The organism is Pseudoalteromonas sp. 1181_04, assembly GCF_052850545.1.
In genome coordinates this window covers 20,700-47,689 of sequence record NZ_VXCS01000020.1, presented here as the reverse complement: position 1 = coordinate 47,689, position 26,990 = coordinate 20,700, and the positions used below count along the sequence as shown (strand labels likewise).

Genomic DNA, 26,990 nt, shown 5'->3' with positions numbered 1-26,990 from the left:
GTATTATTTATTATCCTGCCAGCACTTTCATTTGTTCATTAGCCCAGTTAACGGCATCATGATACGCATCTGGCACTTTACCAGCGCCAAGACCAAGCTCATCTTTAATCGCGTTTGCACCTTGCCAATTGGCTTGTTCGTATAATTTTACTAAGCGCAGATATTGTGCCAGTAAACCTTGATCCTCTAATAATGCTAACTTTATGTCGTTGGATAATGGTAGCTTTTTCATCACGCTTTGCATATCTTCATCTAATATGGCATCCATTAATGACATCATACCGGTTAAAAAAGCCATGCCCGTATCTTTGAGTTTATTATGGTTTATAGCTAGCAACTCAGTAAAGCGTGCTCTGGTTAACGATAAGCGTATTAACTCTGCGGGTTTATCACCAGCAACTTGAGCTGCAAACAACAAGGATAAAAACTTTTTAATTTCTGCTGCACCTAGCACAATTAGGGCTTGTTTGATGGTGCTGATCTCAGCTCTGCGCTTAAATGCCGCTGAATTACTATAACGTAATAATTTATAAGAGAGGTTTACATCTCGCTCAAATACGTCGGTAATTTTCTTTAAATTGACTTCAACAGTGGATGTCTCATAAAGCAGCTCGGCAAGAGCTATCTCTGATGGCGGCAAGGTTTTACTTTGCACCATTTCTGGTTTGGAAAAGAAAAACCCCTGAAAGTAAGTAAAGCCAAGATCTAATGCTAATTGATACTTTTCGTAGGTTTCTACCTTTTCTGCTAATAATTTTATATGCGGATAAGGTTTAATTTCTTCGATTATGGTGTGGATAGTGTCAACGTCACAATTGATAAAATCTATTTTAATAATATCAATAAAAGGATAAAAATGACGCCATACAGGCTGGTGAATATAATCATCCAGCGCGAGCGTATAACCTTTTTGTTTTAAGTCTTTGACGATCGCGAGCAAGCGTTTCCCAGGTTGAATTGTTTCGAGTATTTCTACAACAATCTGATCTTTACCAAGCAGAGTTGGGTAGCCTTTTTGTAATGTTTCAAGCGTAAAGTTGATATACGCTGGTTTATTATCGGTGAGATCTTCTAAACCAAAATTGAATTGACTACCTTCAATTAGCCGAGTGGTTGCCTCGTCACCATCAATATCAGGGAATACATTATCAACGCCATCACGAAAGAGTAGCTCATACCCTACAAGTTGTTTGTTTCGATCTAAAATTGGTTGGCGTGCAGCATAAAAATACATAAACAGCGGGTCCACATCAGTTAAGCGATTACTTGGGCAATATAAGATAAAACAGCATAAATAGCATTAATTATATTTAGAATATCAATGCTATAGTATTAATTAATTGATACATCATCGATCTAATCCTAAGGTAATTAAGTATTAATTACCATGTTCTGTAGTTAAATAATTAACCATCAGATAAAAACAACTCCACCTTATATCATTACTTGGCTACCTCAGTAAGTGGAGTTATTCACCCTTTGCGTGATATAGTCAAGTTCTAGGTTGGTTTTTACACCAATAATGACTTTATATAGTATTGATTTATGAGTCATTATTAGGATTGAAAGCCAGGTTTTAACTTCAGAGTTGGAGGCGAGTTTGGAAACTGGAATGATTATTTCTTTAGCTGCGTATTTTATCGTAATGCTAGGCATTGGCTTGTACGCTTATAAGCAGTCTACCGCCGATGTGTCGGGTTATATGTTGGGTGGCAGAAGTTTATCACCAGCTGTAGCTGCACTATCTGCAGGTGCATCGGACATGAGTGGTTGGCTACTTATGGGTTTACCCGGTGCTATGTATCTATTTGGCTTAAGTAAAGTTTGGATTGCGATAGGTTTAGTACTTGGTGCTTGGGCAAACTACTTTTTAGTCGCGCCAAGGCTACGTGTCTATACTGAAAAAGCGAATGACTCGATTACCATCCCAGATTACTTTGCTAATCGTTTTGCTGATAATAAAAATATATTACGAGTCATCTCGGCAATCGTGATCATCGTTTTCTTCACACTTTATACTTCTTCAGGCGTTGTCGCTGGCGGAAAATTATTCGAAAACTCATTTCAGATGAGTTACGAAACAGGGCTTTATGTGACAACCGGAGTCGTCGTACTCTATACATTGTTTGGTGGTTTCTTAGCTGTTAGTTTGACTGACTTTGTGCAAGGTTGCATTATGTTTGTCTCGCTACTTGCTGTACCTATTGTTACTTATACGATGCTAGACCAGCCAGTGTTAGACACACTTGCTAATGCCAGCTATGACTTGCTGTTAAGCGCTCCGAAAGAGAGCGAAGTCCACTCGCTTAATATGTTAGATTGGTTTGCTGGTGGTTCAACTATCGCTATTATTTCTGCAATGGCATGGGGCTTAGGTTATTTTGGTCAACCGCATATCATAGTACGTTTTATGTCAGTACGGTCAGTGAAAGATATGCCAACTATGCGTCGTATTGGTATGTCGTGGATGACTTTATCAGCGATTGGTGCAGTGTTAACTGGACTATTTGGTGCCGCTTACATGATCGAAAATCAAATGCTGATTGACGATAAAGAAACTATATTCTTAGTATTATCTGAATTGGTTTTCCATCCACTTATTGCCGGCTTTTTACTTGCTGCTATTTTAGCTGCGATTATGAGTACTATTTCATCTCAGTTATTGGTTTGTTCAAGCTCTTTGACTGAAGACTTCTATAAAATTTATTTAAACCGTGATGCATCACAAACCGAGCTGGTTTTAGTTGGGCGAATTAGTGTACTACTCGTTGCATTATTTGCTATTTATTTGGCTTATGATCGCGATAGTTCTATTTTAGATTTAGTAAGTAATGCATGGGCTGGTTTTGGGGCTGCGTTTGGCCCGTTAGTATTACTTAGCTTGTATTGGAAGCGAATGAATCTACAAGGTGCGATCAGTGGCATGGTTGTGGGTGCAGGGACAGTGTTGATCTGGATATACGCGCCAATCACTATAAATGGTGAGAGCCTCAGCAGTATCATTTATGAAATTATACCGGGCTTTATACTTGCAACAATTGCAATCATTACAGTGAGCTTATCAACAGCGCCACCAAATAAAGAGATCACCGAATTATTTGATGAAGTTGAACGAGGGCTATAACGGGTAGTAATTTTTATAACTAAAAAAGGGCAATTAATTGCCCTTTTTTAGTTAGTTAACTTGTAATTTTTTAGCTTGCTTCTTTATCTGCGCTGGCTTTAATCGACGCTACATTTTCTTTTTTTACTTTCGCCGTAGGTGTTTTCTGTATTGCCTCTTTGCCGCCTTTAAGTACATTCATAAAGTCGTCTTTACTTTTAGCAATCTCAAGTGCGAGCGATTCGATTTGTTGTTCGCTTAGTGGCACATCAACTTTCTCAAGCATAACCTCAAGCGACTCTGCTATATCAAGCATTTTGTCATACGCGTCAGCTTCTTTTTTAGTAGTAAACGTCATACGCTCGACTCCGTTTCTCTCTACAACATATTTAACAACAACAGCCATGATTTCTCCTGCCAATTTGCTTGGTGAATAACAAGTTCACCTTGATTGATTACTGTTTTTATGTACAGTAATTGTTTATTGGTCTTTTTGCAAGTGAACATTTTTATTTTTTACTACTAGGATTTGACAAAGAGGTACAACTTTACTTTATTTAAATAGTCGCACTTTTTTAGTATGACTTTATTTGGAGGTAGTCCAAAAGTGAAGGCATTAAAATCAACTATTAATTGAGTCCACGTATGGATATCATGGAGGAGAAACATGAAGTTTTTAACTTTAATAGTGGTAGTGCTTGGCTTAGCTATTTCATTGCCTAGTAGCGCAGCTGTAACTAAAACAGAGACTGCTGAAAGTATGAAGAAAGTTCAGTTAGTCAATGTGAATCAAGCAACAGTCGAACAGCTTACTAAGCTGCCGGGTATTGGTAAATCAAAAGCGCAAGCGATAATTGATTTCCGTACCAAGCAAGGCAAGTTTAAGTCTGTTGCAGATTTAGCGCAGGTGAAAGGTATTGGCGAAAAATTAGTCGCTAAATTGGATGGCAAAGTTACATTCTAAAAATCAGCAGGGCGAATTATTCGCCCTGCTCAAATTGCTTAATAGCGTGCCTTAAATAGCGTTTAGAGAATTGAATTTCGACTGGAGTGGTTAACAACGGGTAGCTTAACCCGGCCAGAAGTAAAGCTGGAAGTAACAACCAACCTTCAACATACGCTAATGATAGAAATACTGGGATCAATAAAACCAGCTTTATAATACGCAAACTGATTTTTTGCATTGGAGTTAACATACTCACTGCAATCGCAATTATTTGCTGACGTTGACGTATTTTAAACGATTTTAATTGCGTTACTTGACTTGAAAATAATGCCATCATCACAGCGACTTTTTAATTATTAAACGACTTGCTACAACGGCCATTAGTATCAGAGTAAATGCGGCAAAAATGATCTCCATCCACGCCGGCATACTTAGCCCTGCAAATTGCCAATCGATGTTGCCACAGTCACCTGTTGCAGCAAAAAAATGTGGCATCCATTCGTGCAATGGTAATGGGAAATTAGGTTCGAATTCACAGCTAAACGCAAAAGGATCGGTGGTAGTTTGCATATCGATATGTTCGCGTGCAATTAAATAACCCCAAATACTGGCAACTGCCCATGCAGAAAATGCTGTTAGACGGCATATTACATTCGTGGGTTTAATTGCACCGAGTAACCCTGCGGCTAATAACCCCAGCATGGCAGTACGTTGGTAAATACACATAATGCATGGCTCTAAGCCCATTTGATATTGAAAAAACAATGCGATTACTTCAAAAATAAAAGCACTAAAAGCGAGCAGTAACCAAGCACTGCGCTGTTGGGCTAAATTTGCTAACCAAGTCATAAAATATCCAATCTATAATTTGTAGATGAATTATGACTTAGTCATTAAACTAGGCGCAAGGATAAATATGATTTGTAACAATAAAAAAGCTGCCGAAGCAGCTTTGTTTTTTACTCTTTAACCTAAATATGGGTTAAGGGATTTACTGTCCAGAGTTTGGATATTTAATGCCCTGAACTTCCTATACTTTGTAAGCTTGCGCTGTGGTGTTCAATCCAACCCCATTGATAGAGTAAATCAGTTACCTCACTAAGCCCTAGATATGTAGAGCTTAAACCAACAACCGTAAGTACAATGGTATAGGGAAGTGCCATATAAACCATACGCCCGTAAGATAAACGTAATACGGGAGCAAGTGTTGATGTTAGTAAGAATAAAAATGCAGCTTGTCCATTCGGTGTGGCTACACTTGGTAAGTTAGTACCAGTATTAATTGCTACTGCTAATAAATCAAATTGGTCGCGACTAATTTGTCCTGCTTTTAAAGCCGCCGCTACTTCGTTGATGTAAACAGTGCCAACAAACACATTATCACTGACCATCGAGAGTAGGCCATTAGCGACAAAAAACATAACTAACTGTAATTGCCCTTCAAATGTCAGTACCCAAGTTATTACAGGAGTAAATAAGTGTTGATCAATAATTACTGCAACGATTGAGAAAAATACACATAACAGTGCAGTAAACGGCAATGCTTCTTCAAACGCTTTTCCTAGTTGGTGTTCTTCGATTATACCAGCGGACGCAGTTGCAAAAATAATGACGGATAAGCCAATTAAGCCAACCGTGGCAAGGTGTAAAGCTAATGCAATGATCAACCATACAGCAATAAATGACTGAAACATCAGATTAACTTTATCGCGTTTAGTGCGTTTGTTATCGAGCTCTTTTGCGTGATCAGCAAGTATTTGATGAATCGGTTCTGGTAACTTTGCGCCATAACCGAAGGTTTTTGTTTTTTCGAGTAATATTGTAGTAACAATACCAGCGATGAATACAGGCATAGTAACAGGCAACATACGCAAGAAAAACTCCCCAAATTGCCAGCTTGCTCGTTCTGCAATAATAAGATTTTGTGGTTCACCCACCATAGTACAGACTCCACCAAGCGCGGTACCAATCGAAGCATGCATTAATAAGTTACGTAAAAAAGCTCGAAATTCTTCAAGTTCCTGACGATTAACTGGGCGTACTTGGTTATCATCGTTAATGTCATGTTCACTAGTGGAGTCTTTCCCTGAGGCGACTTTATGGTAAATACTGTAAAAGCCCATAGCGACAGCTATGACCACCGCCATTACTGTAAGTGCGTCTAAAAAAGCAGAAAGAAATGCTGCAGAAATAGTAAATGCTAAGGAAAGTACAGTTTTGCTGCGAACTGATACCACCAAGCGGGTGAAAATATAGAGTAATAAATCTTTCATAAAGTAGATACCTGCGACCATAAAGATCAACAGTAAGATTACATCTACATTTTGAACAATTTCATGCTCTACTTGCCCGGCAGTTGTCATGCCTATAAACAGTGCTTCAATTGCAAGTAAACCACCTGGTTGCAGTGGATAACATTTCAGCGCCATCGCGAGAGTAAAAATAAACTCTAAAACTAATGCCCAACCAGCCATATAGGGATTGATATGAAATAACACAGGGTTAATAGCTAAAAAAGCAATAATTGTGTATTTATACCACTGTGGGGCAGAGCCTAAAAAATTCTTAAAAATTGCATTGAAAACACTCTGTTGCATAGGTGTTCCTTATTATTGTACATTTAAGTATAACTGTTGTTGGTTAAGTTAATTCAGTCTAGCCGTGGTGTAAACAAAAAAGCTATAAACAACATCACGTACCTTTTATCCATTTAATATGCCGCGCTATATTAAGTGTAGCTGAAATAGCGAAATGGGTATTTTTATTCAGTCCGTATAGTGTGCATAATGAAGTTAAATGTCTATTACTCTTTGTGGTCAATCCCTTCAATTTAGTATAAAAGAAAGCGACACTGAAAGAGTGATAAATTAGCCTGTATCCATTTTAAAAACGTGGCGAGAGTAGAGGCTTAAGCCTGTCGTCGTGGGTGAATTAATGAAGTGACTTTACTTGTTAGTTTGGCTTCATCTGGTACAATCAGTCAGTTAATCGTTTAAAGTAATGTTATGTGGTAACTCAAGTGGGAATTGAATGAGAATTTTTAAAGCGAAAAGCCCAGCAGGGTTTGCCGAAGAGTACATTGTTGAGTCAATTTGGAATGGTGATTTTCCACCAGGTTCTATTCTTCCCGCTGAGCGAGAGTTATCAGAATTAATCGGTGTTACTCGTACAACCTTACGTGAAGTACTGCAGCGTTTAGCGCGTGATGGTTGGTTAACAATCCAACACGGTAAACCGACTCGAGTAAATAACTTTTGGGAAACCTCAGGACTTAATATTTTAGAGACCTTAGCGCGTCTTGATGAAGATAAAATGCCCGAGTTAACCGACCAGTTACTTTCTGCGCGTACTAATATTAGCGCTATCTATACTCGCGCTGCCATTAAACTAGCACCTGATCGCGTGATAGAAATTCTTTCAAAAAGTGATGAACTTGAAGATAGTGCACAAGCTTTCGCTGATTATGATTATAAAGTACATCATGAGTTGGCTGTTGCAGGTAATAACCGTATTTATGTACTTATTCTTAATGGTTTTAAGGGTTTTTACTCTAAAATTGGCTGTCATTATTTTTCAGATCCAGGCACGCGTCAGTTAGCGCGTCAATTTTATAAAGATTTAACCATACTTGCTGAGAAACGCGAACATGACGGCGCAATTTCAATGATGCGTAAATACGGTCATCAAACTGGTGAGATCTGGCAAAAAATCCGTGGTGATATGCCGGAAAATATCATGGATTAACTCTGCATTTACTGTATAGTTATATCTATAAGAAGCCTGCATATGCAGGTTTTTTTTCGCTGTTATTAATGACAAACAGCGAGTGATACACCGCGTTCGTATTTTTCGATGAGTGACATCGGAAAATACGATTGTTATTTTAAGTCTTTAGTCTCTAAAATATTTTGATAATTATGCATGCTAGCCCTTGGTATTTACTTTTTAGATCCCATATTAAAGGCAAGCATTGCGTAAGCAATTAAAAGCAAACTCAAATATTTGGAGAATAAAATGGGTGTATTAGTAGGCCGCCAGGCACCAGACTTTACCGCTGCAGCAGTACTAGGTAACGGCGAGATCGTAGATAGCTACAATCTTCACGAAACAATCAAAGGTAAAAAAGCAGTCATCTTCTTTTACCCATTAGATTTCACTTTCGTATGTCCTTCTGAACTAATTGCTTTTGACAAGCGTTATGAAGAATTCCAAAAGCGTGGCGTAGAAGTAATTGGTGTTTCAATCGATTCACAATTCTCACACAACGCATGGCGTAACACTGCTGTTGCAGACGGCGGTATCGGTGCAGTTAAATACGCACTAGTTGCAGATGTTAAGCACGAAATCTGTAAAGCATACGATGTTGAGCATCCAGAAGCGGGCGTTGCATTTCGTGGTTCATTCTTAATTGATGAAGAAGGTAATGTACGTCATCAAGTAGTAAATGACTTACCACTAGGTCGTAACATCGACGAAATGCTTCGTATGGTTGACGCTCTAGCGTTTCACACTGAGCACGGTGAAGTATGTCCAGCTGGTTGGACTGAAGGTAAAAAAGGTATGGATGCAAGCCCAGCAGGCGTTGCTAAGTTCCTTTCTGAAAACGAAAGCGACCTATAAATATAGGCCTTTGTTTTAGAATATAAAAAACCCGCCAATTTGGCGGGTTTTTTGTTTATATTAAGCCTAATTGAGTTAGGCGTTTTTGAGGTTGTTTAGATAGATTAAACTTTGTGCTTCATTAACCGTTCTTTTTCGCGAGACCAGTCTTTGTTTTTACCGTCTTCACGTTTGTCATGCATTTTTTTACCTTTACCAAGGTGGAACTCAAGTTTCACCCAGCATTTTTTCCAATACATGGCAGTGGCGATTAATGAATAGCCATCGCGCTCAGTCGCACCGACTAAGCGATCTAGCTCGCGTCTGCTTAATAATAACTTGCGATAACGTAATGGATCGCAAATAACATGGGTTGAAGCACTATTGAGAGGCTGTATTTGACTGCCAAGCAAAAACGCTTCGCCATTTTTAAGGTGAATGTATGTTTCAGAGATGTTTACTTTACCAGCTCGGATACTTTTTACTTCCCAGCCTTGTAGTTCAACACCAGCCTCAAACTTGTCGTGTAAAAAATACTCATGACGCGCCTTTTTATTTAGCGCGATAGTATTACTTGTCGATTTAGATGAATTTTTCTTAGCCATAGTGGCCCATATTATACGTAAAGCTCTGCTTTTTACATCGATTTTTTATTTTTGCTAATAAAAAAGTGTTTGTAAATAAAGCGCCATGAAAGTTTGGGGAAAAACGCAAAGCTTGCTAAAATTCGCCCACACAGTTGGGAGTGAGTATGCCACAAATAGAAAAAAGTGCGCTAGTAATGTATAGCAGCAAAGAAATGTTTGATTTAGTCAATGATGTGGATGCTTATCCTGAATTTTTACCCCATTGCTCGGATGCAAAAATTATTGCACAGCAAGGTAATACCATGACGGCAAGTTTGGAAATTTCCAAAGCGGGTATAAAAAAATGGTTTACTACTGAAAACACCTTTGTAGATGATAATACAGTAACATTGCGCTTAGTTGATGGGCCATTTAAAGCCTTGCAAGGGCGTTGGCATTTTCAAGTGTTGGATGACAATGCATGTAAAGTTCAGCTACAGCTTGAGTTTGAATTTGCGAGTAAATTAATTGAACTTGCGTTTGGGCGCGTATTTAACGATGTTGCAAAAAACATGGTGAATGCATTTACTCAACGCGCTAAACAGGTATATGGACTGCGATGATGATAAAAGTTGAAGTTGTGTATGCATTACCTACCACGGCAACGTGTTTGCTTGTTGAAGTACCAGTTGGTACAACGGCAGAAAATGCCGTGATGCAATCAGGTATCCTCGCTAAGTGCCCTGAAATTGATGGCTTAGCATTAACCTTAGGAATATGGAACCGTACCTGCAAGCTTACGCAAGTGCTTGAGGATGGCGATAGAATTGAAATTTACCGTCCTTTAATTGCTGATCCTAAAGACGCACGACGAAAACGTGCAGAAAAAGCTAAAGACGAAGGTCGTGCTAATAAAATTACAGGTGGGCGACCGCTTGATAAAGCTAAATAATAGCTCAAACAAAAAAGGTTAGCTGTTGCTAACCTTTTCGTAATTTACTGAACTGTAATTTACTGTACTGGAGCGTTATTGCTCAAGCGGTGTATTAAACTCTGCGGGTTGTTCATAGTCACCACTGAGCGATACCAATTTTTCATTTTCAAAATTAATAGTCAGTGATTTACGTTGTTCGTTATCACGGCCAAGATTAAAAGAATATAAGTAATGCCACGTGTTTTTATCGAAAGCGTCTTCTGCAACAGGTTTACCTAATACATAAAGAACTTGCTCACGGGTCATATTGATACGAAGCTTGTCAACATCGGTTTGTTCTAAAAAGTTACCTTGTGGGATGTTGATACGATAAACCCAGCTAGAACAACCGGCGGTTGCGCTTAAGGTCAGAGCAACGATAAACCAAAGAGAAAAAGTTTTTAACGACTGCATTGTTTGTTTGGATCCTTATTTTTTATAAACTGCATGATACCGATTAGTCACCTAAGGTAAAACCCTTTTGAGTAATTGTTTGTGACTTAATTTTTACTATCGATGTTTGGAGCGTAATTTTGACCTCTGAGTCCACAAAAAGTTTAACTACTACTGAAAATACTATGACAACTAAGATCTCCACGTGGTCACTTTATATTGTACAAACACGTTTAGGGCATTGGTACACTGGGATCAGCACGAATGTGGCAAAACGATTTGCAGCACATCAAGCGGGCAAAGGGGCTAAAAACTTAAAGGGGAAGGGGCCACTGACTTTAATATATCAATGTGAAGTCGGTTCTCGCAGTGAAGCCAGCAAGCTTGAGATCAAAATTAAACGCTTAAGTAAGGCACAAAAGCGAGTGTTTGTTAGCTCTGGGATTTTGCTAACCTGAATTCAGTTTAAAATATATTTACTATCTACAATTTAGCTCAAAGAGTGTTTATATCGTTTATATCAAGTTGGCTAATAAATGCGGCAATATAATTAACTGCATCAATATAAAGCGCTTGGTCAATATTACTTAGTAGGTCGGAACTCTTATGATGGTGGGGATCATGACCCATACCAAAGTAAATATAAGCAATTCCGGCTTTAGCAAACGCATAATGGTCGCTTGCTCGGCGCCAATCAATACTATCTCCGAGGGTCATTCTGTTCATTGTGGTTGATGAACTAGCTACTTTTATCTTTAAATTATGCTCAGGCACCTGCTGTAGTTGTGCTTGTAAAGCACTGCGTTGTGCATGTGAGACAAAGGCATATAAGATTTTTTTTGGCGGCTTTACTGCTAACATATCCAAATTAATATTTAGCACGTTTACGCTGTCGTCGATTTGCAATTGACTAACAAAATATTCAGCTCCATGTAAACCATTTTCCTCTGCGTCAGTAGCAACAAAACTAAGTTGGAAAGGCAGATTTGTGTGTGCGAAGCGTTGCGCTAGGAATAACAAGGCACTGACGCCACTGGCATTATCGTTTGCGCCTGCATATAAAGTGTTACCACGCATACCTAAGTGATCATAATGAGCGGTAATTACCAAATGAGTCTTGACTAAGTGCGGTGGTTTTAAAGTCGCAACTACATTTTGCCCCGTTGCTTTTGAAGACCAGCCATGGCTGTAACTAAACGGCTGTAATTGTGTATTGTAACCGAGCGTTTGCAGTCGCGTACTAATGTATTGGGCACTGATACGCGCGCCATCTGTATTGGTTTTTCTACCGCTTAGAGCCGTAGAGCTTAGATGCCTCAGATCATCGATCAGCTGTTGCTGCGCGCTGCTATTACTTTGGCACAATGTTGAAAAGCTGAGGCTCAATAGCAAAATAAAATAGTTAATGATTAATTACTCGCGCAGTCATGTCACTTAGTGCCTGTAATTTATTTTGATAACGTTGCTTATCATGGTCAAAATCGGCATGTTTATTAGCCAAACGTAATTGGCGATATGCTTGCTTAAAATCACCTAACTGATAATAAGTGCGGGCAAGACCAAAGTAGCTATCATGAATATCATCATCAATTCTTTTTGCTTTATTGAAATGCTTGATGGCATCTTGATAGTTTTGTCCAAGGTATGCGTTATTTCCTAATGACACATGATAATACGGATTACTTTGGCGCTTCAAATCAAGTTTATATAAAATCTTGTCTGCCAGCTCAGGACGGTCGGTGAGTTGATACAGTAAAGCTAAGTTGCCCAGTGCTGTATTGTTGTCGTTATTAAGCAGCAAAGCATAATTATAGGCTAATTCGGCGTTATCATACTGAGAATCAAGGCGAAGTAATACGGCTAAGTTACCCCATGCAGCAGAGTAATATTTATCTGCTTTTGTTGCCGCTAAAAAGTAGCTATAGGCTAAATCATAATTTTGATTGAGCATTGCCGCTGCCCCTTTATTGTTATAAAACATCGCGGTAATTCGTTGTTTGCTGATGGGGGTCGTCTGAAATTTCTCACCTCGCGAGTTCGGATCAAAATCAATCACTAATGAGGTTTTTGCGTCATACACATAAGTCACATTAGTGTGGTTATTACGACGCTGTGTGACGATCAAATTAATATGCCCAGTCAATAAGTTATAGCCTTTATTTAGCGCCCAATACTCAGGAATATGAACCGTTTGAAATTGCCCCTGCATGCCTAAATATTCCGCGATACTATAGGCCAAAATCGATAATGATAAACAGTTAGCATTTAAATCTCGGTAGGCTTGATTGGCGGTTAGGGTAGCCCCTGCTTGATATAGTAAGGATGCATCGCCATTTTCTAACAAAAAGTTTAGTAACTTTCGAGTTGTGTTTAAATTGCGTTTAGTACTTGGAAAGGCTGCATCGAGTTGTTGTGTTATTGTATCGCTTAAGGTAAAAATCTGTTCACTACTTTCTACTGGGTAAAGCGTGAAAGATTGGTTTTCAGTCACTGGTGGCGGGATGAGTATTGGTTGATTACTCACACTGGTACAGGCAGAGATACTAAAAAGCAGCACAATGACTGCTAGCTTATAAAGCCGCGTTAATATTGTCATAATCATACCCCAACTAATTACTGACTTATTAAGTTTAGTCTGTTTTTTAGTCGGGGTAGATGTTAAATGTTACAAACTGTGTCAGCGCTTTTCAAAGGTGGCGACTAAACTTGCTAAGGTTTGTGCGCTGGTTGCAAGTCCTTTGATCGCCTGCTCGGTATCAATTTGTTCTCGCATTGCCATATCGCTGATCTCACTAATTTGTTCAATATTGCGGCCGACGTCAGCAACCACGCTACTTTGCTCCTCAGTAGCTGTAGCAATCAAGGTTGCCATATCATTAATTTCATTAGCGGTATTGGTAATGGCATCAAGCAACTGCACAGAGCTTTGCATTGTTGCTACGCTGTGTTGAGCTTTATCTTTGGACTGGGCTATATGTTCAACCACATTGGTAGCTGTTTTCGCGAGCTCTTCAATCATTGATTGAATTTCAGTCGTTGATTGTGACGTACGGTTGGCTAAGGCTCGTACTTCATCCGCAACCACGGCAAAGCCGCGGCCGTGTTCACCAGCACGTGCTGATTCAATTGCTGCATTTAGTGCCAATAAATTGGTTTGCTCTGAAATACCACGAATAGAGTCAACAATACTGGCAATAGTCTGGGTTTTATTGGCAAGCTCAGTCACTTGTCCCGCAATTGTGTCAATATCACTGGCTAATGCGGTAATACTCTGTTGGCTTTGCACTACTTGCTGGTGGCTCTGTAATGTATTCGCTTTACTATCTTCGGTCAGTTTTGCGGCAGTTGCGGCGCTGTGGGCAATTTCTTGCACTGTTGCGCCCATTTCGTTGATTGCTGCTGCAACAGAGATAGTCTGCTCTTTTTGGTTGTCCATTGCCTGTGAGTTATGCTTGGCTTGAGTAAATACCTGACCTGAGCTTTGACGAATTTTTAAACTTTCGTGGGAGACTTGCGCAATGGCGGTTTCAATTTTATCAATGAATTGGTTAAAACCATTCGTTAATGCTGATAGCTCAGGCTGGTCACTGTGAGGTAAACGGTAAGCTAGATTGGCATCACCAGATCCTAAACGAGTAAATAACTCTGCCATTTTTGATAGCGGTGAAGCTAACGAACGAGCCAGTAAAAAACTAACGATACATGCCAACAGCGCAATTGCGATAGCAAAACTTAAAATTTGCCATTGTAAAGTGGTGATCTCGGCAAACACTTCTGCTTTTGGTACTTGTGCAACCACATAGAGTTGAGTGTTTTTAATCGGACTCGCCGCTAGGAAAAAAGTGTCGCCATTGAGTTCGACTTCTTGCAAGTTAAATTCATTGCTTGTTAATAATTGACCACTTACTTGATGACCATACAAGCTATCTAGATTTGTTTTTTCTACTTTATTAACGTCTTGATGGAGTTTAATTACGCCTTTATCGTCAGTGATAAATACAAAACCGGTTTGCTCGATAGTAAATCTATTCAGCAGTGCCTGCATATCATCAATACTTTTTGCCAGTCCAGTTAAGCCGATGCCATTGATTTGTTGATGATTAATAAACATTTTTGTGTCGCCATTAGGCTCTTGATATAAGCTAATAGAGTAAGCTTGATTGGCGTTTTTAAAATCAAAAAACCAGCCATCTTGCTGCCTATCTAATACTCTTAAAAAGCCATCTTGATTCCAGTACTGCGCGGTATCACGATTAGCCCATGATGCGGTTGCTAAGCCGTATTGTTTTACCAGACGATTTAATTCTTTGATTAAAACGTCATCATTGTTATCACGACTATTTGCCCACGCGAGTATAAAATGATTACTTGATACTTGTTCGGCCGCACTGAGTAATTCATTGATCTCTAAGCTGATATAGTTATTAATTGCGTGTAGTTTACTGGGCAACTCAGATTGTATCATCCGTTGTTCGATAATGGTTTTGGCGGATAACAGCGCCGTAATGCCAATTAAGCTGGCAACTGACAGGGCAATAGCGATCCCTAAAATAGTGATCTTACGCGTGATACTAAGAGTTTTATACGACATTGTGGGTACTGAATTTACAAATTATGCGGGTATTTTAGCATGTTTTTTTCATGCAGTTCATCATCTATTAGAGTAAGTACTCAGTTTGTAATTTACTCTAAGATGTATTTTGACAAAGTAAATAAAATGAAAAAGCCCACTGCGTTTAGCATGTGGGCTTGGTTTCTAACAAGCGAAATTGTTACTTTCCAGGGTTAAACAATTTTCTTCATTGCTGACATGTAGCCACGCAATTTGGTACCAATGATTTCAACAGGGTGCTCACGCAGCGACTTGTTGATTGCAATTAGTGTTTGGTTATCAACATGATTACAGCGCTCGCCTAAGCCTCTACCAATCACATCAGTATCGATGTTTTGCATAAAGTCTTGTAACAGTGGCAAACATGCGTGATTGTATAAGTAGCAACCATACTCTGCAGTATCGGAGATCGTGCGGTTCATTTCGAATAATTTTTTACGCGCAATGGTATTGGCAATTAATGGCGTTTCATGTAGCGATTCATAATATGCTGACTCAGCGATAATACCTGCAGCAGTCATGGTCTCAAACGCTAATTCCACACCGGCTTTCACCATTGCAACCATCAAGATACCGTTATCAAAAAACTCTTGTTCGGTGATTTCAACATCACCTGCTGGGGTTTTTTCAAAATTTGTTTCAGCTGTTTCTGCACGCCATTTCAAAAGGTTTGCATCATCATTCGCCCAATCTTCCATCATTACACGAGAGAACGTACCATCGATGATGTCGTCTTGGTGTTTATTGTAAAGCGGGCGCATGATTACTTTTAATTCTTCACTTAATTCAAACGCTTTTACTTTCGCTGGGTTTGATAAACGGTCAAGCATATTTGTAACGCCGCCGTATTTAAGTGCTTCAGTAACCACTTCCCAACCGTATTGAATTAGTTTTGATGCGTAACCGGCGTCTATACCTTTTTCGATCATCTTATCAAAACATAAGATTGAACCGGTTTGTAACATGCCGCAAAGAATTGTTTGCTCACCCATTAGGTCTGATTTTACTTCAGCAATAAATGAAGACTTTAATACCCCAGCGCGATGACCGCCAGTACCCGCTGCATAAGCTTTAGCCTGGGCTAGACCATGTCCCTGAGGATCGTTTTCAGGGTGAACTGCAATCAGTGTTGGTACTCCAAAACCGCGCTTATATTCTTCACGAACTTCAGAACCTGGGCACTTAGGTGCAACCATTATTACGGTGATATCGTCACGTACTTGCATACCTTCTTCAACAATATTGAAGCCATGAGAATAAGCAAGCGTAGAGCCTTGTTTCATCATCGGCATGATTGCGTTTACAACCGCAGTATGCTGTTTATCAGGTGTTAGGTTTAACACAACATCAGCAGTAGGGATCAATTCTTCGTAAGTACCTACAGTAAAATCATTTTCTGACGCATTAAGAAATGATTGACGACGTTCGCTGATTGCAGAATCACGCAATGTGTAGGCAACATCTAAACCTGAATCTCGTAAGTTCAGTCCTTGGTTTAAACCTTGTGCACCACACCCAACAATAACAAGTTTTTTGCCTTTAAGTGCTTCAACACCATCGGCAAATTCAGCCGGATCCATAAATTCACATTGTGCTAGTTGTGCTAACTGCTCGCGTAAGGGAAGAGTATTAAAATAATTCGCCATTGTTAGTATCCTATAAATTTCGTATTTGTTAGATGCAAGCGCTTGCTGCTTTGCTTAAAGTCACCATAAGGAATTTTTACCCTTGCGTAAAATGATATATTTGCATTAAAGTATTTCAAAAAATGAAATGCTTTAATTAATAACCGCTAACTATTGGGATCACTATGGACCATAAACGATTACATTACTTTCTGGCACTTGCCAAAACCTTACATTTTGCCCGTGCCAGCGAGTTATGCCACATAAGTGCTCCCACCTTAAGTCGCAATATTAAACAGTTAGAGGATGAAGTTGGAGTCGCATTATTCAGTCGCGATAATCGCAGTGTAAAGTTAACAGCTGAAGGAGAATCGTTTATCGACTATGCAACGGCTACGTTAGCTAATTGGCAGCGTTTTCGAGCAAATGTACAAAATCCTGAGCAAACTATTTACGGTAAAGTAAGCATTTACTGTTCAGTAACTGCCTCTTATAGTTTTTTGCATCAACTATTAGAGCAACTGCGTTTGCAACATCAACATATAGAAATAAAGCTTAATACTGGCGATCCCGCAGTGGCAATAAACCGTGTGCTTGACGGACACGAAGCCATGGCAATTGCCGCAAAGCCTGATAAATTACCGACGCAAATTGCATTTGCCAGTATTGGTTATTCATCCTTGGTATTTATCGCGCCACGTATTCCGTCGTTGCTCACTGAAAAACTGGCCCAGTTTGGCGATAAGATAGATTGGTCTGAGCTTGAGTTTATAGTGCCAGAGCAAGGTTTTACTCGTCAAAGGTTAGAGCTGTGGTGGCGTAAGCACGGTATTAATGCAAAGATCTATGCGCAAGTAGCGGGGCATGAAGCTATGGTGTCAATGGTGAGTTTAGGGCTAGGCATTGCCATGGTGCCAAAAATTGTTTTAGATAATAGCCCATTAAAAGATCGCGTTCAGGTGATCAGTGATCAAAAAGAGGCCCCTGCCGGGTTTGAGATTGGTTTGGCAGTATTACGTAAAGAGTTACCAGATGCCGCGTTAAATGCATTATGGGAGATTGCTCAATCACTGAAAAACGTTAATAGCTTAGCTCCTTAGCCGAGTCTAAATACGCAGATGTAAAGTTTATTTACCTTGAATCGTTCCATATGTATCAAAAGTGTGAATGATTGTAATCGTCTAGGGATTAGTTATTAATACCTTGCTATGATAACGATATTGGGTTGTCTCTTTTGGCATAAATAACAACAATGAAGTCGATAGTTAATATTCTTACTGCGCTTTGCATCTCTGTATGGCTTACAGTACCTTGTTTTGCACAGCCATCAGAAATTGAGCCTGTGCAGGATATAACAACAGGGCAGTGGCACTTGAGCCTTAACACGGGATTAGGAGTCATAACAAATCCATTAGCTGGTGGAGGTGATTTACCATTAGTGTTGATCCCAGATATAGCTTATTACGGTGAACAGTTCTTTTTTGATAATGGTCGCTTAGGCTATAGCCTGATACAAGACTCCCCACATACCTTTAATTTAGTCACTGAGTTTAATTCGGAAACTCGTTTTTTTGTTGATTGGCATCCAAGTAACATTTTTGCATTAAGATCAGAAAGTTCATTTACGAACAGTGAAAATGAACTTCAAATCCAACAACCTAGTCTAGATATCCGTGAGCTTAATAAACGTAAATGGGCACTCGATGCTGGCCTGAGTTACCATTATAGCTATCAGCAGCATGTATTTTCCGTGCAGGCATTAGCTGATGTATCCGGAGTGTATGACGGGTGGCGAAGTGCACTGCAGTGGCAAATGCACAAGAACATTGGTGAGTTACAGATTAAGCCGACTATTGGCATCTGGTATAAATCGGCAGCACTGAATACATATTTTTATGGCGTAACAGAAAAAGAGTCTCCAGTTCGTGCAATTGAGGTTGGCAGTAGTTGGCAGCCTTATGCTAAAATAGATGCCCGCTGGCCCTTAAATGGAGCCAACTCATTGCGTTTTCATCTGGCTTATTATGATTATTCCGCCTTAGCTGACGACAGTCCGCTGTTTGAACAAACGTATTCTCTGACTGCCTTTATAGGGTTTGATCATATTTTTTAATATGAAGTATTTACAACTTGGTGCGTGCGTCATTTTTTTGTTGGTATGGCCAAAGTTAGCTGCCGCAAAAAAAGATATATTAACAGTTACTCCAAAAGTCTGTGTGGTTTCCGAACAACAAGACTTTTGCGATGTTGATGTAAAATTTGCTTTAAATATGCCCCATAAAATGGACGTTTGTTTATACAGCGAAGATCAACAACTGCAATGTTGGCAACAGGTTACCTTAGAAGAATTCAATCATAAAGCGCGTGTTCAGGTTGAAACCATATACTCCCTAGTCAATCCTCACACGGATGAATTACTGGCGACAACACGCATTGAAGTACAGAGCACTCGCGCTAAAACAACTCGGCGCCGATTACGTTCTCCGTGGAGCTTTTTTTAATCTTGGAGCTGCAAATGGCAAAGATCTTACTTGTAGAAGATGATTTAGGGTTACAGCAATTAACCCGTGACTATCTTGAAAATAATGGCCTTGAAGTGGCGGTGCTAGACCGTGGCGATGAAGTGTTTAGTTACCTTGAAAACAATCCGGTTGATTTGATGATCCTCGATGTGATGCTGCCAGGTAAAGATGGCTTTAGTGTTTGTCGTCAAGTCAGAGATAAATTTAGCTTACCAATATTAATGTTGACCGCCAAAGGTGAAGACTTTGATCAAGTCATTGGTTTGGAACTTGGTGCCGATGATTATGTTATTAAGCCAGCTGAGCCAAGAGTATTGCTTGCCCGTATTAATGCGCTATTACGCCGTGGCCAAGCTTCAGTAAAAGCGCCAGAAGAATTACAATTTGGCGATTTATGTATTGATAAAACCAGCCGTATTGTTCGCTTAAAGAATAACGAAATCACCCTCACTTCCCATGAATTTGAATTACTGTGGTTATTAGCTTCAAATTCCGGTGAAGTACTAAGTCGTGAACATGTTCATCAACACATGATTGGTCGCCAATATGATGGATTAGACCGCACCGTAGATGTACGTGTATCTCGGATCCGTAAAAAATTAGGTGATAACAGCGATAAACCATACCGTATTAAAACCGTTTGGGGACAAGGCTACTTATTTGTCTCCGATGCATGGGGTATGTAACTATTAATGGGGAAGCTATTTGCAAGTTTATATGTGTATATTATAGTTTCCCTGTTTTTAGTCAGTGGGGTAATTGAACAACTTTGGCCCTATGAAGACAGTCAACAACAAATTGCGCTCGATGATGAGTTTGGTCAATCCCTATGGCTATTAGCGCAAACCCCGCAAGGGCTTACTAAAATAGCCACTCGCTTTCAAAGTGAAATAGTACAAAAACAAGACCTAATGTTGCCCGCACAACAACAACAAGAACTTAACCTACATAATTATATTTATCTATTTGATCAACAACAGCGAGCTATCTGGTATATCGTTGTTGATAATGAGCAATTATTGCAAGTGGGTCCAATTACCGTTTCTGCGCCAGTATTCTCATCCGTTTGGCCTTATCTATTATTATTGTGTGTCGTTGGGATCCCTGTTGGCTTATGGAGTTTTTTACTGTGGCGTGATTTTGCTAAGTTGCGACTGGCCTGTGAAGCCGTTGGTGGATCACAAGACTTTGAGCTGAGCGCCACCTCGAAATCATTCTTTTTACCAATTACCGACACCTTAAGTGCTATGCAGCAGCGTATTCAGCATTTATTAACCGCTCAACAAGAACTTACATCGTCGGTATCGCATGAGTTTAGAACGCCACTGGCACGTTTAAAATTTGCGTTGGCAATGCTTGAGGATAAAGTAGCTGACGAAAAAGCCTTTGAATATATCGATAACATGCAATTAGATATTGTGGAGTTAGAGTCGTTAGTTAAAGAAATGCTTGATTATGCTCGCCTTGATAGCCAACAACCTAATCTTACGGTGCAAACATGTAACTTAGTGCAGCTAGTAGAAAGTGTTGTCACTAAACTTGATTTTGCTACGCAAATAAAACTCAATATGCAATTACCAGCTTTATGCAGTTACACTTGTGACAGTCACTTTATCGCCCGCAGTATCCAAAACTTAGTAGGCAATGCGTTGAAATATGCTCGTCACGAAGTGCGAATTAGCTTAGTTGAAAATACTGGGCAGTTAATTTTATCGGTCGAAGACGATGGCCCTGGCATTGAACAATCACAATGGGATGCAGTGTTTAAACCTTTTGCCCGACTTGATAAAAGTCGCGATAAAAAGACTGGAGGCTTTGGGCTTGGTTTAGCCATTGTGGCAAAAATAGTGTCTTGGCACCAAGGCAGCTGTTCGATATCGAATTCAGAATTAGGTGGCGCCAAATTTACAATCTATTTGCCTAAGTAACCAGAGTTCAGGGTAAGTAACTCCTTTTCTATTGCTATATCTGTGGCTAAATTGATACTCAAAAAAAAAGCGCCTAATAGGCGCTTTTCTGCGGTTAAAACCAAAATCAACAAGTAGCAAAAGAGTAGACTTCACTTTGCTAAGTAAGTTCCATTATTTATTACTTTTAATTTATTTATGTGTTTTTAAAAGCGGCATGAGCATCTGCTCCAAGCCATTGAGTTTAACTTCATACATCATTGCTAATTGAGCACCGAGTGTGCCGTGAGGAAATCCTTGCTGCTTAAACCAGACTAAGTATGGTTCTGGTAATAACAGCAAAGGGCGGCCTGCATATTTACCAAATGGCATTTTTGTATTAATCGCTATTTTTAAAAGCTCTGGATCCATGGTTAACTTAGTTTGCTAGGTTATGCGTGAAGTGTATTACAAAAGAGAGAGAGAAAATAGGCTGTGACGGGCAAGAAACAGCCTATTTAATGAGGGAGAGTAGGGCCCTCATAATTACTAATGGATCTGGTATTGATGCTTTTTGGTAAATCCAAGTTGTTTAAGTTTGTTTATAATTGACGGATCATCGATGCGGCTTGGTGTTTCGCTATCACGCAAGAAATGATTTTCCGGCACTTGATATATATCGAGCATTTTTTGAAATAGCACTGCGCGCATTGTTAACGCTGTCATTCCATTTCTTTGTATTTCATCAAGGCGATTTTGAAGTTCAACCAGTTTTGGGTTATTTACATCATCCGCCACTGTCTGAAACTGTGTAGCAAACTTATTTTTCATCTAAAAACCTTATTTAATAGTAAAAGACAAAATGCCGATAAATACGTATACACAAACATGAGAAGGCTTTTTTTGTGCTAAAAATAGATACTTACGTATTACTCAACAAGTGCAGTTTACTCTTTTTTCATGGGTAAATGCCAATCTGGATGTAAAGCTTTGTAAATGCGCTTGACTCTTATTTGGGGACTTCTGCGGGATTGTTTCAGGCGGCTATATATAAGGATATGAAAATTAAATGAAAATAGTTCTCAGTACCTTTTGTGGTACTGAGAACCTTTCTATATTATGGAAATAATTTTTGTTTTACATGCTCAGCGAAGCCACTACCGGCCTCTAAATAGAAGTTATAAGTAGAGTCAACGCCCATATCTTCTAATTCTTTTTGCTGATCTGGATAGTTAGCAATGGCAGTAACTTGACCTTGGTAACCCGAAGCACGCAATTGCTCTAAAGCAAAAATGTTCTGCATATGTTTCGGCATCGCGAGCATGATCATCTCTACATGGGAGTGATTTACCCGTTGCCAAAAGTCTGGATCGGTTGCATCTGCCAAGAGTGCCTTACGACCTCGTGTAACATGCTTTTCGACCACTTCAGGTTTGATATCTATACCCGCTACAACGCCAGGATGGGTGATGTTAATTGTTTCATATGCACCGGTGCCAATACGACCCATACCAAAAATAACAATCTTGGTGTCATTTAAGTTCACAGGAAGTTCTTCTGCTAAGCGAGTAGGGCTTTCAAAACGCATGAGCCAAGCTTCGATCTTTACATAAATTTCGTTTGAACGTTTATTTAGTGGGGATGCAATGATAAAGGTCATTGATACTGCAATAGCCATAACAGCCAACCACTCAGAGGTGATTAACCCGCTACTGGCAGCAACCATACAGACTATCAAACCAAATTCGCTGTAGTTAGCTAGACTAAAAGCACTTAATAAAGAAGTACGAGCGCGTAACTTAAAGGCATTCGTTAGTACATAATACAGGGCAACTTTGACTGGTAACACCAATACAATAATAAGCGCTATAAGTAATGAGTTGAGCGTCAGATCAGCACCTAAACCAATTGTTAAGAAAAACCCAACTAATAAAATTTCTTTTAGATTGAGTAGTGATTTTGCAAGCTCACTGGCTTTTTTATGAGGAGCAAAGATCATACCGATGATCAACGCGCCTAAATCACCTTTCAAGCCTGCAAATTCAAATGCATGATAGCCAACGACAAGTGCAAAGAAAAAGCCAAACAAAGGTAGTAGCTCACCATGTTTAGAACGATTTAACACCCAAAACATGACTGGTCGTAACAATGGCAAGGCAACTAATAGCGCAAAAGCCCAACCGTTGGGGGTTTTACCTGTGCTGATGGCTAAAAAGATCACTGCAAAGATATCTTGCATAACCAAAATACCAATGGCTATTTTGCCGTGAAGGCTTGCCATTTCACCACGTTCTTCAAGTACTTTTACAGCAAAAACTGTGCTAGAAAAGCTAAAAGCAAAACCAACAAGTAACGCACTTTGCCAACTTAGGTCAGCAAATAATGGCAAAGAAAGTGCGCCTAAGAACAGCATCAAACTGCAAAAAATAGCGCTACTAATAATAATATGTAAAGAGGCTGGGGCCCAAACTTGTGGCTTAATAAGATGACTAACTTTTAGTTTTAGACCAATACTAAATAGTAATAACGTGATCCCTAAATTAGCAATCGTATTAAGTAGCTCAGTGGTTTTAAAGCCAGATAAGTTCAGTACAAAGCCAGCAATCAAAAAACCGATTAGCGGAGGAAGTTTAAGTTGGTACACGGCAAAGCCACACACAAATGCGACAGCAAAATATAATAGTTCCATAATTCTTAATATCACTTCATTTGGTTACCTAGTGTAGCGAAATATCAGCATTTTTGAAAATCATTCGTGTATATTATGCATATAAATTGCGCGCATAGAGATATACCTGTGTATGAAAAACACTCGTTTAGTTAATTATTCTGCTAAAAACTCAAAAAATAGTTATTTTTTCACTGACAGCAGCTTTTAAATATGGTTAAGATGCAGTAACAAAGGAATTTAAGCGTGATTCAGGTTTAGGTGAATTAAGCTTAAGGAGAAATAGATGTTTAAAAAAATTCTTGCATCAGTCGGTATTGGTGCAGCAACAGTAGATACCGTGCTTGAAACTGAGCATTTACAACCTGGGCAATTATTTAATGCCCAAATAGTGATCACCGCAGGGGATGTTAGCCAAGCGATAACAGGTCTTGATTTAGCATTAATGACGCGCGTAAAAGTGGAAGGTGAAGACGGTGCTTATTTTACCAATCATATTATTGATAAGTGGCGTATAACCGATATTGGTACAATTGAACCTGGTCAACAAAAACACATTCCGTTTGAAGCGCGCTTACATTCAGAAACACCGATCACCGAAATCAACGCCGGTTATAACCAATCACATGTGTGGCTTGAAACAGGTTTAGATATTGATTTAGCACTTGATCCTACGGATAAAGATCATCTTCATATTTATCCAAATGATGCCGTAACTACTTTTATGCAAGCGATGGATAAACTGGGTTTTAGCTTGGTAAAAGCGGATGTTGAAAAGGGCTTCTTACGTGCTAGTACGTTTAACTCTGTCTCTGGTTGTTATCAAGAGCTGGAATATAAACCAAATAGCCGTAGCTTGTTCGGTATTCAAGAGATTGAACTATCGTTTGTGCCTGAAGCTCATAAAACTCATGTTTTAATTGAGCTTGACCGTGGTTTTCGTGGTGATGGCTATGTTGACCTGACGATTGAACATGATCACGTTAATCTTTCGCATTTATGTGATCAATTAGAACGTTTGCTTGCCTAGCTATTCAGAGCTCGGTTAGTTAGCTAAGCGTAATAAGTAGCCCAGTATTGACTGGGCTTTTTTTATGTTAGGAGTTTTTATGCGATTAACAACAAAACCATTTTCTCAACTGTCTGCGCAGGTACTGTTTACTATCATGCGCACGCGGGTCGATGTATTTGTAGTTGAGCAGCAATGCCCATACCCTGAATTAGACGATATCGATTGCACTGCAACAACTCAGCATCTCTATTGGCTCGAGGCTGAACAATTAGCTGCATACGCACGTTGTTATGAGAAAAATGAGCAGTACAGCGCTATTGGTCGCGTGCTGGTTGAAAAATCACAACGGGGTAAGGGGTTGGCAGTGTTATTGGTTAAAGAGGCGATCCAGTGTTGCTTTACGCATTGGCCGAACAAGGATATATACATTGGCGCGCAAACCTATTTACTCGCGTTTTATCAGTCGCTGGGTTTTCAGTGTATTGGCGAGCCTTATTTAGAAGATGGTATTGCACATCAAGATATGATTTTAAAAAACCGCTCCGTGTAAAGAGCGGTTTTTTGAGTTAGCCTAATAGCGAGCTGACAAACACTAAACCAATTGCAATTGGGCAAATGAATTTAATATACCATGGCCATATTTTCCAAAATAGGCTGGTAGCAACTTCTGGGCAGCCTTGTTGTATTTCGTTTAATAGTGAGTTGCGATACCAAATCCAGCCGACAAACAAGCAACACATTAAACCAAGAATAGGCTGACCAAATTTAGTTGTGAGCGCAATAACTAAACCAAACAGCGCATTAAAGTTCAGGACTATCGTAAAGCTCACCAATGCTATAATCGTTCCTATTAACCAAGTGGCTTTTACACGGCCAAGATCAAAGCGCTCTACCGCATACGAAACCGGTGCTTCAAGCATTGAAATAGACGATGTCAGTGCAGCTATACTCATCAATGCAAAAAAGGCAAAGCCAACGAATAAACCAATGGTGCCCATGCCATCAAAAAGAGCGGGTAATACTTGAAATACTAAAGTGTCTTCAGAAAGCAACTCTCCAGTAGCTGAGAATATTTCCACCCCTTGTGCCTGCGCAACGTACATCGCAGGGATAATTAGTAACCCAGCAACAAAAGCAATAAACACATCAATAAGGGTAACGTAGGCGCCAAGTGAGACTAAATTTTCTTTTTTACTAATGTAGGAGCCATAAATGATCATCACACTAGTGCCTAATGACAACGAAAAGAACGCTTGTCCCAGTGCACTAACAAGTAATTCAGGGTCTAAAATAGAGCTGAAATCAGGCACTAAGTAGGCTTTTAGGCCTGTCATAGCGCCTTCTTGCATCATCACATAAACAATCAGTGCAAATAAAATAGTCAGCAATGCGGGCATTAGGCGTTTTGACCATTTTTCAATGCCATTTTCTACTCCGCGGCTAATGATTGCGACAGTAAGAATAATAAATCCAGCAGTAAATATAAGGTTTCTAGAGATTGACTGCTCACTCAACCAAGTTGAAGAGCTCTCACTGCCCACTAAAGTCGCAATGGGCTCTAGAGTGGCACTGATCATCCAACCGGCGACAATGGCATAAAAGCTGAGGATCAGTCCGGCACATATGATACCGCCAAAACCGACCACAAACGCAAAACGTTTTTGGAGCGGGTTATTTGAAATTTTCCGCAATGAACTAACCGCATTGGCTTGACCATGGCGACCAATTGTTAGCTCTGCCATCAGTGCTGGGTAAGCTAAACAAAATGCTAATACAAGGTAAGCAATTAAAAAGGCCGCGCCTCCATTGCTGGCTGTCTGTGTTGGGAAACCCCAGATATTACCAAGACCTACTGCAGATCCTGCTGCGGCCATAATGAATCCAAAACGGGAGCTAAACTCCCCTCTGACTGCGCTCATAATTATTTTTTCTTCTCTATATAGTGACGGCGCTGACAATCTACTGTAAATGTTAAAAAATAAAAAGCTCTTATTTTTAACTGCAGCCGTGAAGAATTAACGCCTGACTGTATTTACAAAACTTAGAATGCCAATGCTGTTAACATTTATAATTTAAGTTGTTGTT

Annotated in this window: 29 protein-coding genes; 14 read left to right on the top strand and 15 right to left on the bottom strand. The window is 39.6% G+C overall.

Annotated features, from left to right (window positions below):
- Positions 1-10: 10 nt before the first annotated feature.
- On the bottom strand, positions 11-1,234 hold the full coding sequence (locus tag FW757_RS16710; RefSeq protein WP_182718219.1) for an EAL and HDOD domain-containing protein: 1,224 nt from the start codon (positions 1,232-1,234) through the stop codon (positions 11-13).
- 378 nt (positions 1,235-1,612) lie between these two features.
- Between FW757_RS16710 and putP the strand changes: the two genes are divergently transcribed.
- Positions 1,613-3,124: a sodium/proline symporter PutP gene (gene putP / locus FW757_RS16705; protein WP_149981458.1), complete on the top strand. Its 1,512-nt coding sequence runs from the start codon at positions 1,613-1,615 to the stop codon at positions 3,122-3,124.
- A 70-nt stretch (positions 3,125-3,194) separates the two neighbouring features.
- Here the strand turns inward: putP and FW757_RS16700 are convergent, their stop codons facing one another.
- Complete coding sequence (locus tag FW757_RS16700; protein WP_182718165.1) at positions 3,195-3,509, bottom strand: YebG family protein; 315 nt, start codon at positions 3,507-3,509, stop codon at positions 3,195-3,197.
- Positions 3,510-3,770: 261 nt separating this feature from the next.
- Here FW757_RS16700 and FW757_RS16695 point away from each other — a divergent pair, with 261 nt between their 5' ends.
- Positions 3,771-4,067 (top strand): ComEA family DNA-binding protein, encoded by a 297-nt coding sequence (locus FW757_RS16695; protein WP_446441455.1) that lies wholly within the window; start codon positions 3,771-3,773, stop codon positions 4,065-4,067.
- Between the two features lie 16 nt (positions 4,068-4,083).
- Here the strand turns inward: FW757_RS16695 and FW757_RS16690 are convergent, their stop codons facing one another.
- From FW757_RS16690 to nhaB, 3 genes are all read right to left on the bottom strand, one after another.
- On the bottom strand, positions 4,084-4,386 hold the full coding sequence (locus FW757_RS16690) for a DUF6170 family protein (protein WP_182718163.1): 303 nt from the start codon (positions 4,384-4,386) through the stop codon (positions 4,084-4,086).
- Positions 4,386-4,898 carry a disulfide bond formation protein DsbB gene (dsbB, locus tag FW757_RS16685; RefSeq protein WP_182739673.1) on the bottom strand — a complete coding sequence of 171 codons (513 nt, stop codon included), beginning with the start codon at positions 4,896-4,898 and terminating at the stop codon, positions 4,386-4,388. The genes FW757_RS16690 and dsbB overlap by 1 nt, the downstream gene beginning before the upstream one ends.
- A 164-nt stretch (positions 4,899-5,062) precedes the next feature.
- A complete protein-coding gene (gene nhaB / locus FW757_RS16680; RefSeq protein WP_182718161.1) occupies positions 5,063-6,646 on the bottom strand; it encodes a sodium/proton antiporter NhaB in 1,584 nt (527 codons plus the stop codon).
- A gap of 433 nt (positions 6,647-7,079) precedes the next feature.
- Here nhaB and fadR point away from each other — a divergent pair, with 433 nt between their 5' ends.
- Together fadR and FW757_RS16670 are read left to right on the top strand one after the other, a co-directional pair.
- On the top strand, positions 7,080-7,793 hold the full coding sequence (gene fadR / locus FW757_RS16675; RefSeq protein WP_149981452.1) for a fatty acid metabolism transcriptional regulator FadR: 714 nt from the start codon (positions 7,080-7,082) through the stop codon (positions 7,791-7,793).
- Positions 7,794-8,063: 270 nt separating this feature from the next.
- Complete coding sequence (locus FW757_RS16670) at positions 8,064-8,669, top strand: peroxiredoxin C (protein ID WP_145239274.1); 606 nt, start codon at positions 8,064-8,066, stop codon at positions 8,667-8,669.
- A 104-nt stretch (positions 8,670-8,773) separates the two neighbouring features.
- On the opposite strand, the gene smpB is transcribed toward FW757_RS16670, so the two are convergent.
- The gene (gene smpB / locus FW757_RS16665) at positions 8,774-9,253 is read right to left on the bottom strand and encodes an SsrA-binding protein SmpB (protein ID WP_064666579.1); all 480 of its coding nucleotides are present in this window, start codon (positions 9,251-9,253) and stop codon (positions 8,774-8,776) included.
- 146 nt (positions 9,254-9,399) lie between these two features.
- Here smpB and FW757_RS16660 point away from each other — a divergent pair, with 146 nt between their 5' ends.
- Both FW757_RS16660 and FW757_RS16655 read left to right on the top strand, forming a co-directional pair.
- Entirely contained in the window at positions 9,400-9,837 is a 438-nt protein-coding gene (locus tag FW757_RS16660; protein ID WP_149981450.1) for a type II toxin-antitoxin system RatA family toxin, read from the top strand.
- Positions 9,837-10,166, top strand: a complete 330-nt coding sequence (locus FW757_RS16655) for an RnfH family protein (protein WP_145239596.1) — start codon at positions 9,837-9,839, stop codon at positions 10,164-10,166. The genes FW757_RS16660 and FW757_RS16655 overlap by 1 nt, the downstream gene beginning before the upstream one ends.
- Before the next feature lie 75 nt (positions 10,167-10,241).
- Here FW757_RS16655 and FW757_RS16650 read toward each other — a convergent pair whose 3' ends face one another.
- Positions 10,242-10,601: an outer membrane protein assembly factor BamE gene (locus tag FW757_RS16650; protein WP_145239264.1), complete on the bottom strand. Its 360-nt coding sequence runs from the start codon at positions 10,599-10,601 to the stop codon at positions 10,242-10,244.
- A gap of 119 nt (positions 10,602-10,720) precedes the next feature.
- Between FW757_RS16650 and FW757_RS16645 the strand changes: the two genes are divergently transcribed.
- On the top strand, positions 10,721-11,038 hold the full coding sequence (locus tag FW757_RS16645; protein ID WP_446441454.1) for a GIY-YIG nuclease family protein: 318 nt from the start codon (positions 10,721-10,723) through the stop codon (positions 11,036-11,038).
- Between the two features lie 37 nt (positions 11,039-11,075).
- Here FW757_RS16645 and FW757_RS16640 read toward each other — a convergent pair whose 3' ends face one another.
- The 4 genes from FW757_RS16640 to ilvC form a co-directional block, all read right to left on the bottom strand.
- Positions 11,076-11,945 carry a M28 family peptidase gene (locus tag FW757_RS16640; RefSeq protein WP_446441453.1) on the bottom strand — a complete coding sequence of 290 codons (870 nt, stop codon included), beginning with the start codon at positions 11,943-11,945 and terminating at the stop codon, positions 11,076-11,078.
- Between the two features lie 37 nt (positions 11,946-11,982).
- Positions 11,983-13,176: a tetratricopeptide repeat protein gene (locus FW757_RS16635; RefSeq protein WP_182719323.1), complete on the bottom strand. Its 1,194-nt coding sequence runs from the start codon at positions 13,174-13,176 to the stop codon at positions 11,983-11,985.
- A gap of 81 nt (positions 13,177-13,257) precedes the next feature.
- On the bottom strand, positions 13,258-15,171 hold the full coding sequence (locus tag FW757_RS16630) for a methyl-accepting chemotaxis protein (RefSeq protein ID WP_446441452.1): 1,914 nt from the start codon (positions 15,169-15,171) through the stop codon (positions 13,258-13,260).
- 194 nt (positions 15,172-15,365) lie between these two features.
- Positions 15,366-16,838, bottom strand: a complete 1,473-nt coding sequence (gene ilvC / locus FW757_RS16625; protein ID WP_182830584.1) for a ketol-acid reductoisomerase — start codon at positions 16,836-16,838, stop codon at positions 15,366-15,368.
- Positions 16,839-17,002: 164 nt separating this feature from the next.
- Between ilvC and ilvY the strand changes: the two genes are divergently transcribed.
- From ilvY to FW757_RS16600, 5 genes are all read left to right on the top strand, one after another.
- Positions 17,003-17,917 (top strand): HTH-type transcriptional activator IlvY, encoded by a 915-nt coding sequence (gene ilvY, locus FW757_RS16620; RefSeq protein ID WP_145239251.1) that lies wholly within the window; start codon positions 17,003-17,005, stop codon positions 17,915-17,917.
- A gap of 152 nt (positions 17,918-18,069) precedes the next feature.
- On the top strand, positions 18,070-18,930 hold the full coding sequence (locus FW757_RS16615; protein WP_182731025.1) for a MipA/OmpV family protein: 861 nt from the start codon (positions 18,070-18,072) through the stop codon (positions 18,928-18,930).
- 1 nt (position 18,931) lies between these two features.
- Positions 18,932-19,318 carry a DUF3019 domain-containing protein gene (locus tag FW757_RS16610; protein WP_182719327.1) on the top strand — a complete coding sequence of 129 codons (387 nt, stop codon included), beginning with the start codon at positions 18,932-18,934 and terminating at the stop codon, positions 19,316-19,318.
- A gap of 14 nt (positions 19,319-19,332) precedes the next feature.
- A complete protein-coding gene (locus FW757_RS16605; protein WP_145239242.1) occupies positions 19,333-20,025 on the top strand; it encodes a response regulator in 693 nt (230 codons plus the stop codon).
- A gap of 6 nt (positions 20,026-20,031) precedes the next feature.
- On the top strand, positions 20,032-21,267 hold the full coding sequence (locus FW757_RS16600; RefSeq protein ID WP_182739676.1) for an ATP-binding protein: 1,236 nt from the start codon (positions 20,032-20,034) through the stop codon (positions 21,265-21,267).
- A 171-nt stretch (positions 21,268-21,438) separates the two neighbouring features.
- Here FW757_RS16600 and FW757_RS16595 read toward each other — a convergent pair whose 3' ends face one another.
- The 3 genes from FW757_RS16595 to FW757_RS16585 all read right to left on the bottom strand — a co-directional run bounded on the left by FW757_RS16595 (position 21,439) and on the right by FW757_RS16585 (position 23,914).
- On the bottom strand, positions 21,439-21,657 hold the full coding sequence (locus FW757_RS16595; protein WP_182719329.1) for a DUF3820 family protein: 219 nt from the start codon (positions 21,655-21,657) through the stop codon (positions 21,439-21,441).
- A 117-nt stretch (positions 21,658-21,774) separates the two neighbouring features.
- On the bottom strand, positions 21,775-22,056 hold the full coding sequence (locus FW757_RS16590; protein WP_145239233.1) for a hypothetical protein: 282 nt from the start codon (positions 22,054-22,056) through the stop codon (positions 21,775-21,777).
- Positions 22,057-22,342: 286 nt separating this feature from the next.
- Positions 22,343-23,914, bottom strand: coding sequence for a cation:proton antiporter family protein (locus FW757_RS16585; RefSeq protein WP_149981440.1), 1,572 nt, complete (start codon positions 23,912-23,914; stop codon positions 22,343-22,345).
- 265 nt (positions 23,915-24,179) lie between these two features.
- Here FW757_RS16585 and FW757_RS16580 point away from each other — a divergent pair, with 265 nt between their 5' ends.
- Complete coding sequence (locus FW757_RS16580; RefSeq protein ID WP_145239228.1) at positions 24,180-24,923, top strand: sporulation protein; 744 nt, start codon at positions 24,180-24,182, stop codon at positions 24,921-24,923.
- A gap of 79 nt (positions 24,924-25,002) precedes the next feature.
- A complete protein-coding gene (locus FW757_RS16575; RefSeq protein WP_145239226.1) occupies positions 25,003-25,455 on the top strand; it encodes a GNAT family N-acetyltransferase in 453 nt (150 codons plus the stop codon).
- A 16-nt stretch (positions 25,456-25,471) separates the two neighbouring features.
- Here FW757_RS16575 and FW757_RS16570 read toward each other — a convergent pair whose 3' ends face one another.
- Positions 25,472-26,824, bottom strand: coding sequence for a sodium-dependent transporter (locus FW757_RS16570; RefSeq protein ID WP_182719332.1), 1,353 nt, complete (start codon positions 26,822-26,824; stop codon positions 25,472-25,474).
- Positions 26,825-26,990: the final 166 nt, after the last annotated feature.

Bases quoted from the DNA above. Each gene is read 5' to 3' on its own strand.
- FW757_RS16695 (WP_446441455.1), top strand. From the start codon at position 3,771: ATGAAGTTTTTAACTTTAATAGTGGTAGTGCTTGGCTTAGCTATTTCA.
- FW757_RS16670 (WP_145239274.1), top strand. From the start codon at position 8,064: ATGGGTGTATTAGTAGGCCGCCAGGCACCAGACTTTACCGCTGCAGCA.
- FW757_RS16650 (WP_145239264.1), bottom strand. From the start codon at position 10,601: ATGCAGTCGTTAAAAACTTTTTCTCTTTGGTTTATCGTTGCTCTGACC.
- fadR (WP_149981452.1), top strand. From the start codon at position 7,080: ATGAGAATTTTTAAAGCGAAAAGCCCAGCAGGGTTTGCCGAAGAGTAC.
- FW757_RS16595 (WP_182719329.1), bottom strand. From the start codon at position 21,657: ATGGATCCAGAGCTTTTAAAAATAGCGATTAATACAAAAATGCCATTT.
- putP (WP_149981458.1), top strand. From the start codon at position 1,613: ATGATTATTTCTTTAGCTGCGTATTTTATCGTAATGCTAGGCATTGGC.
- FW757_RS16690 (WP_182718163.1), bottom strand. From the start codon at position 4,386: ATGATGGCATTATTTTCAAGTCAAGTAACGCAATTAAAATCGTTTAAA.
- FW757_RS16590 (WP_145239233.1), bottom strand. From the start codon at position 22,056: ATGAAAAATAAGTTTGCTACACAGTTTCAGACAGTGGCGGATGATGTA.
- FW757_RS16635 (WP_182719323.1), bottom strand. From the start codon at position 13,176: ATGACAATATTAACGCGGCTTTATAAGCTAGCAGTCATTGTGCTGCTT.
- FW757_RS16570 (WP_182719332.1), bottom strand. From the start codon at position 26,824: ATGAGCGCAGTCAGAGGGGAGTTTAGCTCCCGTTTTGGATTCATTATG.
- ilvY (WP_145239251.1), top strand. From the start codon at position 17,003: ATGGACCATAAACGATTACATTACTTTCTGGCACTTGCCAAAACCTTA.
- nhaB (WP_182718161.1), bottom strand. From the start codon at position 6,646: ATGCAACAGAGTGTTTTCAATGCAATTTTTAAGAATTTTTTAGGCTCT.
- FW757_RS16605 (WP_145239242.1), top strand. From the start codon at position 19,333: ATGGCAAAGATCTTACTTGTAGAAGATGATTTAGGGTTACAGCAATTA.
- dsbB (WP_182739673.1), bottom strand. From the start codon at position 4,898: ATGACTTGGTTAGCAAATTTAGCCCAACAGCGCAGTGCTTGGTTACTG.
- FW757_RS16615 (WP_182731025.1), top strand. From the start codon at position 18,070: ATGAAGTCGATAGTTAATATTCTTACTGCGCTTTGCATCTCTGTATGG.
- FW757_RS16610 (WP_182719327.1), top strand. From the start codon at position 18,932: ATGAAGTATTTACAACTTGGTGCGTGCGTCATTTTTTTGTTGGTATGG.
- FW757_RS16575 (WP_145239226.1), top strand. From the start codon at position 25,003: ATGCGATTAACAACAAAACCATTTTCTCAACTGTCTGCGCAGGTACTG.
- FW757_RS16600 (WP_182739676.1), top strand. From the start codon at position 20,032: ATGGGGAAGCTATTTGCAAGTTTATATGTGTATATTATAGTTTCCCTG.
- FW757_RS16630 (WP_446441452.1), bottom strand. From the start codon at position 15,171: ATGTCGTATAAAACTCTTAGTATCACGCGTAAGATCACTATTTTAGGG.
- smpB (WP_064666579.1), bottom strand. From the start codon at position 9,253: ATGGCTAAGAAAAATTCATCTAAATCGACAAGTAATACTATCGCGCTA.
- FW757_RS16660 (WP_149981450.1), top strand. From the start codon at position 9,400: ATGCCACAAATAGAAAAAAGTGCGCTAGTAATGTATAGCAGCAAAGAA.
- FW757_RS16585 (WP_149981440.1), bottom strand. From the start codon at position 23,914: ATGGAACTATTATATTTTGCTGTCGCATTTGTGTGTGGCTTTGCCGTG.
- FW757_RS16655 (WP_145239596.1), top strand. From the start codon at position 9,837: ATGATAAAAGTTGAAGTTGTGTATGCATTACCTACCACGGCAACGTGT.
- FW757_RS16700 (WP_182718165.1), bottom strand. From the start codon at position 3,509: ATGGCTGTTGTTGTTAAATATGTTGTAGAGAGAAACGGAGTCGAGCGT.
- FW757_RS16710 (WP_182718219.1), bottom strand. From the start codon at position 1,234: ATGTATTTTTATGCTGCACGCCAACCAATTTTAGATCGAAACAAACAA.
- ilvC (WP_182830584.1), bottom strand. From the start codon at position 16,838: ATGGCGAATTATTTTAATACTCTTCCCTTACGCGAGCAGTTAGCACAA.
- FW757_RS16580 (WP_145239228.1), top strand. From the start codon at position 24,180: ATGTTTAAAAAAATTCTTGCATCAGTCGGTATTGGTGCAGCAACAGTA.